Annotated in this window: 13 protein-coding genes and 2 riboswitches; of the genes, 11 read left to right on the top strand and 2 right to left on the bottom strand. The window is 68.0% G+C overall.

All coding sequences use genetic code 11. The annotated features are described in order from the left end of the window. Positions 1 to 14: 14 nt before the first annotated feature. Both WS75_RS23955 and WS75_RS23950 read right to left on the bottom strand, forming a co-directional pair. The gene (locus tag WS75_RS23955) at positions 15 to 671 is read right to left on the bottom strand and encodes an urea amidolyase associated protein UAAP2 (RefSeq protein WP_059683877.1); all 657 of its coding nucleotides are present in this window, start codon (positions 669 to 671) and stop codon (positions 15 to 17) included. Between the two features lie 11 nt (positions 672 to 682). After that, on the bottom strand, positions 683 to 1,444 hold the full coding sequence (locus WS75_RS23950) for an urea amidolyase associated protein UAAP1 (protein WP_059683875.1): 762 nt from the start codon (positions 1,442 to 1,444) through the stop codon (positions 683 to 685). Between the two features lie 57 nt (positions 1,445 to 1,501). Then, positions 1,502 to 1,635, bottom strand: a riboswitch (guanidine-I (ykkC/yxkD leader). A 432-nt stretch (positions 1,636 to 2,067) separates the two neighbouring features. Next, a riboswitch (guanidine-I (ykkC/yxkD leader) is annotated at positions 2,068 to 2,189 on the top strand. A gap of 136 nt (positions 2,190 to 2,325) precedes the next feature. Here WS75_RS23950 and WS75_RS23945 point away from each other — a divergent pair. From WS75_RS23945 to WS75_RS23895, 11 genes are all read left to right on the top strand, one after another. Continuing rightward, positions 2,326 to 3,366 (top strand): ABC transporter substrate-binding protein, encoded by a 1,041-nt coding sequence (locus tag WS75_RS23945; protein WP_059683873.1) that lies wholly within the window; start codon positions 2,326 to 2,328, stop codon positions 3,364 to 3,366. 485 nt (positions 3,367 to 3,851) lie between these two features. Continuing rightward, complete coding sequence (locus WS75_RS23940) at positions 3,852 to 5,546, top strand: 5-guanidino-2-oxopentanoate decarboxylase (RefSeq protein WP_156429874.1); 1,695 nt, start codon at positions 3,852 to 3,854, stop codon at positions 5,544 to 5,546. Beyond that, on the top strand, positions 5,543 to 7,015 hold the full coding sequence (locus WS75_RS23935) for an aldehyde dehydrogenase family protein (RefSeq protein ID WP_059683871.1): 1,473 nt from the start codon (positions 5,543 to 5,545) through the stop codon (positions 7,013 to 7,015). Before WS75_RS23940 ends, WS75_RS23935 begins: the two co-directional genes overlap by 4 nt. 149 nt (positions 7,016 to 7,164) lie before the next feature. Continuing rightward, positions 7,165 to 8,262, top strand: coding sequence for an ABC transporter substrate-binding protein (locus WS75_RS23930; protein ID WP_059683869.1), 1,098 nt, complete (start codon positions 7,165 to 7,167; stop codon positions 8,260 to 8,262). Positions 8,263 to 8,266: 4 nt separating this feature from the next. Continuing rightward, a complete protein-coding gene (locus WS75_RS23925) occupies positions 8,267 to 9,190 on the top strand; it encodes an ABC transporter permease (RefSeq protein WP_059683867.1) in 924 nt (307 codons plus the stop codon). Continuing rightward, positions 9,187 to 10,029 (top strand): ABC transporter permease, encoded by an 843-nt coding sequence (locus tag WS75_RS23920; protein WP_059683865.1) that lies wholly within the window; start codon positions 9,187 to 9,189, stop codon positions 10,027 to 10,029. The genes WS75_RS23925 and WS75_RS23920 overlap by 4 nt, the downstream gene beginning before the upstream one ends. Before the next feature lie 40 nt (positions 10,030 to 10,069). Then, complete coding sequence (locus tag WS75_RS23915; protein WP_059683863.1) at positions 10,070 to 11,140, top strand: ABC transporter ATP-binding protein; 1,071 nt, start codon at positions 10,070 to 10,072, stop codon at positions 11,138 to 11,140. Positions 11,141 to 11,180: 40 nt separating this feature from the next. Beyond that, the gene (locus WS75_RS23910; RefSeq protein WP_156429872.1) at positions 11,181 to 11,999 is read left to right on the top strand and encodes a transporter substrate-binding domain-containing protein; all 819 of its coding nucleotides are present in this window, start codon (positions 11,181 to 11,183) and stop codon (positions 11,997 to 11,999) included. 43 nt (positions 12,000 to 12,042) lie between these two features. Further along, the gene (locus WS75_RS23905) at positions 12,043 to 12,807 is read left to right on the top strand and encodes an amino acid ABC transporter permease (protein WP_059683861.1); all 765 of its coding nucleotides are present in this window, start codon (positions 12,043 to 12,045) and stop codon (positions 12,805 to 12,807) included. Next, positions 12,804 to 13,460, top strand: coding sequence for an amino acid ABC transporter permease (locus WS75_RS23900; RefSeq protein WP_059683859.1), 657 nt, complete (start codon positions 12,804 to 12,806; stop codon positions 13,458 to 13,460). Before WS75_RS23905 ends, WS75_RS23900 begins: the two co-directional genes overlap by 4 nt. A gap of 40 nt (positions 13,461 to 13,500) precedes the next feature. Further along, positions 13,501 to 13,685: ATP-binding cassette domain-containing protein (locus tag WS75_RS23895; protein WP_156429871.1), on the top strand; the 185-nt coding region annotated here is incomplete at its 3' end.

The raw sequence follows: 13,685 nt of genomic DNA, 5'->3' as shown, positions 1-13,685 counted from the left end.
AGCGTGGGTGTAGTTCATTCAGCCTCCCAGATCGTGAGGCGCACGGGCGTCGGGTTGTAGCCGTTGCACGGATTGTTGAGTTGCGGGCAGTTCGAGATCAGCACGGTGACGTCCATCTCCGCGCGCATCTCCACGTACTTGCCGGGCGCGGAAATGCCGTCCTCGAACGTGAGCCCGCCGAGCGGCGTCACTGGCACGTTCATGAAGAAGTTGACGTTGCCGACGAGATCGCGCTTGCCGAGCCGAGCGCCCGCGCCGCACGTGCAGTGCGCAATCGCGTTGAGGAAGCTGTCGCGGCAGTTGTGCATGTAACGCTTGTCGAGCGCATAGCGCACGGTGTTGCTCTCGGCCGCACACGCGCCGCCGAGCGTGTCGTGGCGGCCGCAGGTATCGGCGACGATCGTCACCATCGGGTTGCCCCGGCTGGACAGCAGCACGCTGCCCGCGCTCAGGTACAGGTTGCGCTGCGCGCGAATCGTGTCCTGCGCGCTGTAGCGCTCCTCGATGTCGTCGGTGCGATAGAACAACGTGTCGACCGCCTGGTTGCCTTCCAGGTCGAGGATGCGGAAGACCTGTCCGAGTTTCAGGTCGTGCAGCCACGGTTCGCCCGCTTTCAGCGTGGTGTCGTGGATCGCGTCGCGCGGGTGGAGACGGCTTTCGATGATCGGCATTGAAGGGCTCCTTACGCGAACAGACGGTCGGTGTTGGCGAAGCCGCGCATGTTCTCCGCGCATGCGCGGCGGCACGGGTCGTCCTCGGGCGCGGCGCCGTCCGCCGGATACGCGCGGTACGCGATCAACTTCACGGGCTTCGGTGCGTAGTCCGCACGCGGATCGAGCGGATGCGGCGCGGTCGAGAATGCCGCCAGCGTGTTCATCTCGAAGCGCAGGTCGAGCGCGCTGCCGGCCGGCGAATGGCCGGCGACGAAATCGAGCGTGCCGTCGTCGCGCGCGTCGAGCCTGCTGAAGAAGTTGACGTTCGCGGCGAGATCGCGCGCCGACAGTCCGTATTTCGCGAGCTCGAGCACGAGGCTGTCGCGCCCGTTGCGGATCATCGCGTTGCGATCGGCCTGGTACGAGGTCGTGCCGTACTTGTGCGCGAACAACCGCGCATCGCCGACACCGCCGAGCGGGTCGTGCCAGCCGAGCGTGTCGGCCGTGATCGACGCGATCACGCGTCCCATGTCCGTATACAGCGCATGGCCGCGCGTGAGGTGCGCGGTGTGCTGCGCCTTCAGCGTGTCGGCCATGTTGTAGCGTTCGAGCGGATCTTCCTGGCGATGAAAGACGGCGGACAGGTTCGCGCCGCCGTCGACATCGACGATGCGCAGTGCGAGGCCGCGGCGCAGGATGCCGGACCAGTGGGTTCCTGCGGGGATCAGCGTTTCCCACGCGACGTGTGGCGGTGGCACAAGGACAGGGACGGCTTGGGGGCTCGGCGACATGGCGGCTCCGTGGTCGGTTGGACAAAAGGCGTGAGAGGGCGACCGAACGACATCGCGACCTCCCGGGCTTTTATCCCTCCGTGGAGCCTCGCCGTTACCTCGAATCGAGGCGAAGGCAAGACCGGATTGCTCTCGGACCAGTCATCGCGCGGCGCGAACGCCGCACGACCGGAACCCTAGCGATCCTGAAGATGATGCAAATTGCTTCGCACCTCTCGGGGGTCGATAAAGCGAGTTGCGTGCCAGCCGTCGCGCAATCACCGCACGACGCGGCACGACGGCCCGATGACGCACGGCATGCACGCATCGGCGGCGGCGGCTTGCCCTCGCGGCGGGCGTGCGACGCACCATGCGCACGCGATCGCGCACCGTCGCAGTGCGCATCGCGCACGTGCGCACCGCGCGGTCCGCGATGGCATGGGCATTGCTGAACAGGTGCATCCTCACTCGATACCCCACTCTTCATGAACAAGCTCGACCTGCTCCGGCGCGCATTGAGCGCGCTGTTCTCCGCCCGCTTCATCGAACTTCAGCGCGCCGTCCGCCGCCGTTGAATCGCGTTGCCGCGCGTCATTGGCACGCTTCTCGCTCGGCATGATGCCGAGAGGTGCGGCGGCGTCGCATCTTAGGGGTGCTAGGGTTCCGGTTCATCGAACGTCTGGTCCGAGAGCAGCCCGGCACGGGTTCGTCCGATCGCGAGACCGGATGCACGCGCGCTACACGGCGGGACAAAAGCCCGGGAGATTGGCGATGGCAACGGCCGTCGCGCCTCTCCGTGGCCGCTTCTCGTTCCGCATCCACAGGAACCGGCCACGCGGCCGGACCGCGCACAGGCACGGTCCGAATCGACGATCCCGATCCCGGTCTCCTGGAGAACAACGATGACCCGTCCCGCCCTGGCGTTCCGCCGCCTGCCGTCCCTCCGTTTCTTCCGCTTCTTCCGTTCCATCCGTCATGCATTCGGCGCCACCGTCGCGGCAGCCGCGCTGCTGGCAGCGCCCGCCGTGCATGCGGCGGCGCCGCTGAAAATCGGCTACAGCGACTGGCCGGGCTGGGTCGCGTTCCAGGTCGCGCTCGACAAGGGCTGGTTCAAGGAAGCCGGCGTCGACGTCGACTTCGAATGGTTCGATTATTCGGCATCGCTCGACGCGTTTTCCGCCGGCAAGCTCGACGCGGTCGCGGCGACCAACGGCGATGCGCTCGTCACCGGCGCGGCCGGCGCGAAGAACGTCATGATCCTGTTGACCGACTACTCAGCCGGCAACGACATGATCGTCGCGAAGCCGCCGCTGCGCACCGTCGAAGGCCTGAAAGGCAAGAAGGTCGGCGTCGAGCTCGGCCTCGTCGATCACCTGCTGCTCGAAACCGCGCTGCAGAAACACGGGCTCAAGGACGGCGACGTCACGCTCGTGAACGCGAAGACGAACGAACTGCCGCAGGTGCTCGGTTCGTCGACCGACATCGCCGCGGTGGCCGCATGGCAGCCGAACGCGGGCGAGGCGTTGAAACGCGCACCCGGCGCACGGGCGATCTTCACGTCGGCGGATGCGCCGGGGCTGATCTACGATGCGATCACGGTCGCGCCGGCGAGCCTCGCCGCGCGTCGGGCCGACTGGGCGAAGGTGGTCAAGGTCTGGTATCGCTGCGTCGCCTATATCAACGACCCGAAGACGCAGGCCGATGCGGTGAAGATCATGTCGGCGCGCGTGGGCCTTACGCCCGCGCAATATCTCCCGCTGTTGAAAGGCACGCACCTGCTCGACGCGGCGGCCGCGAAGCAAGCGTTCCGCAAGGGCGACGGGCTCGACTCGATCTACGGGTCGACCCGCAACGCGAATGCGTTCAACGTGCGCAATGCCGTGTACAAACAGTCGCAGGACGTCGACGCGTATATCGATCCGCGCTTCAGCGAGCTGCATTGACCGTCGCGGGCTCGCTTGCAGGCCGAGCCGGGCATACCGGCGGCTGGTCCGGTTCGGCAACGCCGGATATCCGCGCGAGCGCATGACCGATCGAATCGGTGGTACGTGGGCCTGGCATTGCATCAGGTCCGCGTACCGACGCTACTGACGCGACGCCTGGACGAAAACGCGCGACGCAAATAAGGCCGGTAGCGGAATTCAGTCCGAACAGGGGGGGCGCGCGTCCTTGGAGACGACGTCGACGCCCCTTGGACGTGCCTTCCTGCTTCACGCAGTGCGAAACGATACGGCAACCGTGCCATTGAACCGGTTCGTCGTAACGCCGATCGTGGCTGCGACAAGCAACGACTCCGCCATGCACGGCGCTCATGCGCCGCATGAAAACTTATCGATTGTTGGCAGCGCCGATCGACGCCGACAATCCGCTTCATGCCCCTTGCTTGCGGTACGGGCCACTCCCCCTCCCAATCGGCACGTCACGATCCATGAACCATCCAGCCCCCGTCTCCTGCATCGCCGAGGCCCTCGCGGCCACGGCGGCACCGTTCCATGCCCGCCCCCGCACCTGCGGCGAAGCGCTCGTCGACCTCCTCGAACGCCAGGGCGTCGAATGCGTGTTCGGCATTCCCGGCGTGCATACCGTCGAGCTGTATCGCGGCCTGGCCGCATCGTCGATCCGTCACGTGACGCCGCGCCACGAACAGGGGGCCGGATTCATGGCCGACGGCTATGCCCGCGTCACGGGCCGGCCGGGGGTTTGCTTCATCATCACCGGGCCGGGGATGACCAATATCGCGACCGCGATGGCACAGGCCTATGCGGATTCGATTCCGATGCTGGTGATCTCGAGCGTCAACGCGCGGCGCGAGCTCGGCAGCGGCGACGGCCGCCTGCACGAGCTGCCGTCGCAGCGCGACGTGTTCGCGGGGCTCACCGCGTTCTCGCACACGCTGCTCGATGCGGCGGACCTGCCGCAGGTCCTCGCGCGCGCATTCGCGGTTTTCGAAAGCGCGCGTCCGCGGCCCGTGCACATCGAGATCCCGCTCGACGTGATCGTGATGCCGGCGCCCGCGCTGCCCGCCGCTCCGCTCGCGCTGCCCGCGCGCCCGGCACCGGACGCGAACGCCCTTGCCGCAGCCGCCGACCTGCTCGCGCACGCTCGCCGGCCGCTGATACTGGCTGGCGGCGGCGCGGTCCACGCCGCGGCGGAACTGCGCGAACTCGCCGAACGCCTGCACGCCCCCGTCGCGCTGACGATCAACGCGAAGGGCCTGCTGCCGGCCGGCCACCCGTTGCTGATCGGCTCCACGCAGTCGCTGCCGGCCACTCGCGCGGCAATCGGCGAGGCCGACGTGGTGCTCGCCGTCGGCACCGAACTCGGCGAAACCGATTACGACGTCACGTTCGACGGCGGCTTCGCGATCGACGGCCGGCTCATCCGCATCGACATCGACGCGCAACAGTTGATGCGCAATGCGCGCGCGGAAATCGCCATCGCCGGCGATTCGCGGCTGGCGCTCGGCGCGCTGTCGACCCGCCTGCATGAGCGGCCGGCGCCGGCGCCCGAGCCCGGCTGGGGCGCGCCGCGGGTGGCCGCCGTGCGCGCGGCGATCGCGTCCGGCCACGACGGCGCCGCGCGCGCCCAGGCGCTGCTGATCGACACGATCGTCACGGCGCTGCCCGGTGCGATCATCGCCGGCGATTCGACGAGCCCCGTCTATGTCGGCAACTTCACGCACGACGCGCCGGCGCCTCGCAGCTGGTTCAACTCGTCGACCGGCTACGGCACGCTCGGCTACGGGCTGCCCGCCGCGATCGGCGCAAAGCTCGCCGCGCCCGCGCGGCCTGTCGTGTGCCTGATCGGCGACGGCGGCCTGCAATTCACGCTGCCGGAGCTCGCGAGCGCGGTCGAGGCCCGCATGCCGGTGATCGTGATCGTCTGGAACAACCGCGGCTACGGCGAGATCCGCAAATACATGGTCGCGCGCGACATCACGCCGGTCGGCGTCGATCCGTATACGCCCGATTTCCAGGCACTCGCGCGCGGCTTCGGCTGCGCGGCGCACACGGCCGCGACACCCGACGCGTTGACCGACGCGCTGCGCGACGCCACGGCACGGACGATTCCGACCGTGATCGAAATCGACGAGGCAACCTGGTTCGATCAGGTGCAGCGATGAGCACGACACCGGATCTCGCGTTCGAGCCACCGCTGCACACGCGCCACTTCATCGACGGTACCTGGCGCACCAGTTTCAGCGGCGCGACGCTGCCCGTCGTCGACCCGTCGACGGAAGCGGTCATCGCCAACGTCAGCGCGGGCGGCGAGGCCGACGTCGAGCGTGCCGTGCAGGCTGCATCGCGCGCGTTTCCCGGCTGGAAACGCACGACGGGCGCCGGGCGCGCAGCCCTGCTCCGCGCGATCGCGCGCGGCGTCGACGCTCGACGCACGCGGCTCGCGACGCTGCAGTCGCTCAACAACGGCAAGCCGTTCGCCGAAGCCGAGATCGACGTCGCGGACGTGATCGCCACCTTCGACTACTACGCGGGCCTTGCGGACGCCCTCGACACCGACGGCGAAACCGAGATCGCGCTGCCGGGCGGTGACCATCGTGCATGGATCCGGCGCGAACCGGCCGGCGTCGCCGCGCTGATCGTGCCATGGAATTTCCCGATGGTGACGACCGCGTGGAAGCTCGCGCCCGCGCTCGCCGCCGGCTGCGCCGTCGTGCTGAAGCCGTCCGAAATCACGCCGCTGCCCGAGCTCGAACTCGCCGCGATCATTGCCGAAGCGGGCCTGCCGCCCGGCGTGCTGAACGTCGTGACGGGCACCGGCCACGACGTCGGCGCCCCGCTGTGCGCGCATCCGCTCGTCGCGAAGGTGTCGTTTACCGGCAGCACGGCGGTCGGCGCACAGGTCATGAAAACGGCCGCGGACACGATCAAGGGCGTCGGTCTCGAACTCGGCGGCAAGTCGTCGATTGTCGTGTTCGACGACGCCGACCTCGATCACGCAGTCGAACTGATCGCGGGCGGCGGCCTGTTCAACGCCGGGCAGATGTGTTCGGCGACCTCGCGCGTGCTCGTTGCGGCCCCTCTCGCCGACGACCTGATCGCGCGCCTCGCACGACGGATCGATACGACCGTCGTCGGCCCCCCGTTCGCGCCCGGCGTACAGATGGGGCCGCTCACCAACCGCGCCCAATACGAACGCGTGATGCGCCACATCGCGCAAGGTCAGGCAGACGGCGCGCGGCTTGTGACGGGCGGAGACGCGCTCGCCGGCCCCGGGTACTTCATCCGGCCCGCGCTGTTCGCCGACGTGCCGGACACCTGCGCGTTATGGCGCGACGAGATTTTCGGACCGGTGCTGTGCGTCCGCAGGTTCGACACCGAGGACGACGCGATCGCGGCCGCCAACGATACCGAATACGGGCTCGTCGCCACCGTCGTCACGCGCGACGCGGCGCGCGGCAGGCGGGTCGCCAATGCGCTCGAGGCGGGCGTCGTCTGGATCAACACGCCGCAACTGATCTATCCGCAAACCTCATGGGGCGGCTACAAGCGCAGCAGCCTCGGGCGCGAGCTCGGCCCGTTCGGGTTGGCCGCATTTCAGGAGATCAAGCAGGTCATGACACCGGCCGGCTGAGGTCGACGGCCCATGCGTTTATGTCATGCCGCGCATGCGGATATTTCGTTTGTTGCGGAAATTTGACCTCCCTACAGTTCATCCACACCCCACGCCGCAGTTCGGCGACCGGCATCGGACCACACGGCATCGTTCATCAGGAGACGGCCATGCAACACTTCAAGGCGGGAAGACGGCAGGTGATCAAAACGCTCGGCACGGCACTCGCCGCATCCGCCATTCCGATGCCGTTCATCAGTACTGCGAAGGCACAGTCGAGCCGTTTCGCCGGCAAGACACTGCGCCTGCTCACGTGGTCTGACGATACCGGCGCGGCCGCGCTGCGCAACATCGCGGAAACCTTCAGCAAGCAGACGGGCGCGCGCGTGATCGCCGACCGCGCGGACGGCACGTCAGGGATGGTCGCGAAGGTCAAGGCCGCGGGCGAGCGGCCGACCTACGACGTCATCACGCTCGCGGGCGTCGGCGCGGCCGGCCTCGCCGACGCGGGCCTGCTCGCGAAGCCCGACCTGAACCGGCTGCCGAACCTGAAGGACGTCGCGCCGCAATACCGCACGGGCGCGAACGGCTTCGGCATCGGCTACCTGCTGTGGTCGGACGGGTTGATCTACAACACGGCGACCGTGAAGAGCGCGCCGTCGAGCTACGAGGCGCTGTGGGATCCGAAGTATGCGGGTCGCTTGTTCCTGCCGCCGCCGGAGTGGGCCGAAGCGGTCGACCTCGCGATCATCGCCGCGAAGCTGGCGGGCGGTTCGCAGCAGAACATCGATCCGGGGTTCACGAAGCTCGCGCAGCTCAAGGATCGCGTGATGACCCTCGGTGAAAACCCGAACCAGGTCGCGGACCTGTTCCGCACCAGCTCGCTCGACATCGGCGGCATCTATTCACCTGCGTTCTTCCCGGATCAGATCCGCAAGCCCGACTACAAGATGGGCGTCACATACGGGATGAAGGAAGGCTTCGCGACGCAACTGATGTTTACCGTGATCCCGAAGGCGCATCCTGGCGACCTCGACCTGATCCACGCGTTCATCAACCATTCGCTCGACGCGGGCGTGCAGGGGCGGATGGCGGCCGACGTGCTCAACGGGCCCGTGAACGCGAAGGCCGTGATTCCCGCGGAAAGCCGCGCGTTCGTGCCGTCGCCGCAGCAGATCGCGGAGAAAGCCGTGCTGCATGACGACAAGGCGCTCGCGATCGTCCAGCCGGCGTGGATCAAGCGCTACACGAGCCTCTTCTCGGCGTAACGACATGGCCTCTCTGTCCTCCCCCCGCGATACGGCGCCGGCCGCCGCTCCGGCCGGTGCCGGGTCGGACGCCGCGCCCGCGCTGCCCGGCGTGCCGCCCTGGCTGCTGCTCGCGCCGATCCTCGCGTTCCTCGCGGTGCTCGCCGCCGCGACGCTCACGGTGTTGCGAATGAGCATCGGCGTGTCCGGCGACGAATGGCGGACCTTCACGCTGCAGAACTACATCGACCTCGCGGACCCGTACTTCGCGACGTCGCTGTGGCTCACGCTGCGCCTCGCGTTCCAGAGCATGGTGTGCGCGGTGCTGCTCGCGATCCCGGTCGCGCTCGCGATGGCGCGCACCGAATCGCGGCTCGCGCGCCGGCTGATGCTCGCCGGCGTATTGCTGCCGCTGCTCGTGAACCTGCTGCTGCAAGGCTATGGCTGGCTCGTGATGCTCGGGCCGGCCGGATTGATCAACCGCGCGCTACTGGCCACCGGCCTGGTCGATCGGCCGCTGCAGCTGCTGTACCGCGAGCACGGGGTGCTGCTCGGACTGATCCAGACCGCATTCCCGCTCGCGGTGCTGCCGTTGTCGAGCGCGCTGCGCGCGGTGTCACGCGCGTACGACGAAGCCGCCGCGACGCTCGGCGCGAGCCGCTGGCAGACGCTGCGGCACGTGACGCTGCCGCTCGCGATGCCCGGCCTCGTCTCCGGCGCGCTGCTCGTGTTCGCGTACAACGCCAGCGCGTTCGCGGTGCCGCTGCTGCTCGGCGGCCGGCGCGTGCCGATGCTCGCCGTGCTCGTGCACGACCAGGTCGCGCCGCTGCTCAACTGGCCCGCCGCCTCGGCATCCGGCGCCGTGCTGATGGGCGCGACGCTCGTCGTGATGGCGGTTTCGCAGCGCCTCGTGCGCGCCCTGCAACGTGCCGACGAGGTGAACCGATGAATGCCCTGCTCCTGCGCGCGCCCATGCCCGGCCGCCTCGGACGCGTGACCGGCGCACTCGCGACGCTCGTGCTGTTCCTCGCGTCGCTGCCCATCGTGACGATGATCACGATGTCATTCGGCGCATCGGGCACGCTCGAATTCCCGCCGCGCGAATTCAGCCTGCACTGGTATCGCACCGCGTGGCAGACGTTCGTGTCGTCCGATGCGGGTAGCGCGCAATCGATGGGCGCCGCGCTGACGACGAGCCTCGTCGTCGCGGTCGCGACGATGCTGATCGCGACCGCCGTATCGGTACCCGCGGCTTACGCGCTGTCTCGCTACCGCTTCCGCGGCAAGACGCTCGTCGAGCAGCTCGTCGCGTTGCCGATCGTCTATCCGCTCGTGATGCTCGGCCTCGCGCTGCTGATCGTGTTCAACGCGCTGCCGGTCGAACTCGGCATCGTGCGGCTCGTCGTCGCGCACGTGATCCTGACACTGCCGTTCACGGTGAAGAACTGCGCGGCCTCGGTCGCGTCGATCGGCCCCGATTTCGAAGAAGCCGCGTGCCTGATGGGCGCGAGCCCGCGCCGCGCGCTCGTCGACGTCGTGCTGCCGCTGATGCGGCCCGGCATCCTCGCCGGCATGCTGTTCGCCTTCATCGTGTCGTTCAACGAATTCACGGTGACGTTCTTCCTGTACAGCATCGACACGATGACGCTGCCGGTCTGGCTCTACAGCCGCACCGTGTCGTCGCTCGACCCGACCGTGTTCTGCTTCGCCGTGTTCACGGTCGCGATCGACTTCGCGCTGATCTGGATGCTCGAAAAACTCGTCGGCGACAAGGGTGTCGCGCTCTGACGCGCGCACCGCCTCGCCCTCGCCCGTGCAAGGAACCCTCATGAACCAGCTCATCCTCCAGAGCGTGACGAAGCGCTTCCATCAGGCGTATGCGGTCGATCACGTCGACCTGTCGGTGCCGGACGGCAAGCTCGTCTGCTTTCTCGGCCCGTCCGGCTGCGGCAAGACCACGCTGATGCGGATCATCGCCGGTCTCGAAACGCCGACCTCCGGCACCGTGACGTTCGCCGGCCGCGACCTCACGAACGTGCCCGCCAACCGGCGCGACTTCGGCATGGTGTTCCAGTCGCTCGCACTGTTTCCGCACATGACCGTCGCGCAGAACATCGCGTATCCGCTGCGGCTGCGCAAGACGGACAAGGCCGCGCAGGCTCGGCGCGTCGCCGAGCTGCTCGAGCTGATCCAGCTGCCGCACATGGCCGACCGGCTCGTCACGCAACTGTCGGGCGGGCAGCGCCAGCGCGTCGCGATTGCGCGCGCGATCGCATCGTCGCCGCGCCTGCTGCTGCTCGACGAACCGTTGTCGGCACTCGACGCGAAGCTGCGCGAGGCGATGCAGGTCGAGATCCGGCTGCTCCAGCAACGGCTCGGCATCACGACGATCATGGTCACGCACGACCAGCGCGAAGCGATGACGATGGCCGACGAGATCGTCGTGATGGAGAAAGGCCGGATCCAGCAGGTCGGCCGGCCGCTCGATATCTATCGCAATCCGGTCAACGAATTCGTCGCGGACTTCATCGGCCTCGGCAATATCCTGCCGGTCGCGTGCGACGGCGACGACGCCATCGTCCTGCCCGGCGGGCAGCGTCTCGCGATCCGGCGCGCGCCGGACACGCCACGCGCGACCGACGCCGTGCGCCTGCTGATTCGTCCCGAGGACGTGTGCGTGCGGCCGGGCCAGCCGGCTGCGGCGCCGAATACGCTCGCCGGCACGATCACGTTCGTGCGCGACGTCGGCGCATCGATCGAAGCGACGATCAACTGCCGCGGCTTCACGCTGACGGCGACGACGACGCCGCGCGAGACGCCCGACCTGCACGTCGGCATGCCGGTTGCCGCCGAACTGCCCGCGCATGCATGCAAGCTGATCGCCGCACGCGGCGCCTGATTTTCCCTTTCCTCCCCAGCGCAGCAACAAGGATCTCACCATGAACGCATCGACCCAAGCCAACCGCCTCGTGCGACGCCTGCTCGCCCGTACCGCCCTCCTCTGCGCCTGCGCCAGCGGCCTTGCCGCCTTCGCGCCGCTCGCGCACGCCGACGCGCTCGACACGATCGCGAAATCGGGCGTCGTCCGCATCGGCGTGTTCGAGGACTACCCGCCCTTCGGTTCGATCGGGCCCGACATGAAGCCGCAAGGCTATGACATCGACATGGCGAACCTGATCGGCAAGGCGCTCGGCGCGAAGGTCGAACTCGTGCAGGTCACCGGCGACAACCGGATGGCGTATCTCGCCGACCGCAAGACCGACATGCTGCTGTCGGTCGGACAGACGCCGGAACGCGCGAAGGTGATCGACTTCTCGAACGCGTATGCACCGTACTATCTTGCGGTGTTCGGCCCGAAGTCGCTCGCCGTGAAGGGCAACGCCGATCTCGCCGGCAAATCGGTCGCGGTCGCGCGCGGCACGCTCGAGGACCTGAGCGTCAGCAAGGTCGCGCCGCCCAGCGCGACGATCAAGCGCTTCGACGACCCGAACGGCGCGATCGCGGCGTTCCTGTCGGGGCAAGCGCAGTTGCTGGTGGTCGGCAACGACGTCGGCGCCACGATCATCGCGCGCCATCCGTCGATCGATCCCGAACAGAAGTTCTCGCTGTTCAGCTCGCCCGACCACGTCGGCCTGAACAAGAACGAACCGCGTCTGATGCAGAAGGTCAACGACGCGATCGCCGGCGCGAAGAAGAACGGCACGCTGAACACCTTGTCGCAGAAGTGGCTGCACGCGGCACTGCCGACCGATCTGTGATGCGCACCGCCACCGCCCCGCATTCTCGACCCAAGGCATCGCGATGACCTACGTGTTCGACTTCAGCGATTTCGGCCCCTACGCCGGCATGCTCGCGCGCGGCATCGGCGTGACGCTCGGCCTGACCGCGGCCGCTACCGTTCTGGGCGGCCTGATCGGCACCGCCGGCGCGTGGGCCGCGCTCGCCGGCCCGCGCTGGGCGCGCGCGCTCGTCGCGTCTTACGTCGAGCTGATCCGCAATACGCCGTTCCTGGTGCAGTTGTTCTTCATCTTCTTCGGGCTGCCCGGAATCGGCGTACACATCGACGAAGCGCAGGCGGCCGTGCTCGCGATGACGATCAACCTCGGTGCCTATGCGGTCGAGATCCTGCGCGCCGGGATCGAATCGGTGCCGCACGGGCAAGTTCAGGCCGCGCGTGCGCTCGGGCTGCACGGCCGGCAGGTGTTCGGCCACGTCGTGCTGCCGCAGGCGCTCGCGAACGTCTACCCCGCGCTGCTCGGACAGGTACTGATCGTGATGCTCGGCTCGGCGGTCGTGTCGCAGATCTCGGTGCCCGACCTGACCTACGCGGCCAACTTCATCCAGTCGCGCAATTTCCGCGCGTTCGAGATCTACATCGTCGTGACGGCGATCTACCTGCTGCTGTCGATCGCACTGCGCATGCTGCTCAATCGCGTCGGCCGACGGCTGTTCTCCGGCCGCGCGCCGCACGGCGCGGCTGCCGCGCCGCGGCGCACCCGGGTTGCCCGCCTCGCGTGGCGCGCCCGCTCCCCCGAGACCCACTTGCCGACGGAACGCGCGCGATGATCGAATTCACTTTCCAGGACATTGCATGGAACCTGCTGCTCGCCGCGCGCTGGACCGTGTTGCTGTCGCTGATCACGTTCGGTGGCGGCAGCGTCGCCGGGTTCGCGCTGCTTGCGATGCGCATCTCGCCCGTGCCGGCACTGCGCCGCTTCGTGATCCTGTACGTCGAACTGTTTCAGGGCACACCGTTGCTGATGCAACTGTTCCTCGGCTTCTTCGGGTTGCCGCTCGTCGGCATCGACGTGACGCCCTGGGTTGCGGCGTCGGTCGTGCTGACGCTGAACGCAACCGCCTATCTGGCCGACATCTGGCGCGGCTGCGTCGACGCGGTGCCGCACGGCCAGTGGCACGCGGCGGCGAGCCTCGGCATGACGTGGGTGCAGCGGCTGCGCTACGTGGTGTGGCCGCAGGCGTGGAAGATCGCGCTTGCGCCGACCGTCGGTTTCCTCGTGCAGGCGGTGAAGAGCACCGCGCTCACGTCGATCATCGGGCTGACCGAACTGACCAAGACCGGCAACATCATCACCAACGCGGTATTCAAGCCGTTTCCGATCTACGCGATGGTCGCGCTGCTCTACTTCGCGATGTGCTTCCCGCTGACGTGGTATGCCCGCGCGCTCGAGCAGCGCCATCGCGTCGCGAAGGCGCGCTGAACCGGCGCCGCGCGCGCCTCATTACGATGCAGGTACTTTCATGATTTCCATCAGTAACGTTTCGAAGTGGTACGGCCAGTTTCAGGTCCTCGCCGAATGCACGACCGACGTGAAGAAAGGCGAAGTGGTCGTCGTGTGCGGCCCGTCCGGCTCCGGCAAGTCGACGCTGATCAAGACCGTCAACGGCCTCGAGCCGTTCCAGCAGGGCGAGATCCTCGTGAACGG

Source organism: Burkholderia sp. FL-7-2-10-S1-D7, from assembly GCF_001524185.1.
Classification (GTDB): Bacteria; Pseudomonadota; Gammaproteobacteria; order Burkholderiales; family Burkholderiaceae; genus Burkholderia; species Burkholderia diffusa.
The sequence above is the reverse complement of the archived record's forward strand: the minus strand, read 5'-3'. Positions and strand labels throughout refer to the sequence as shown.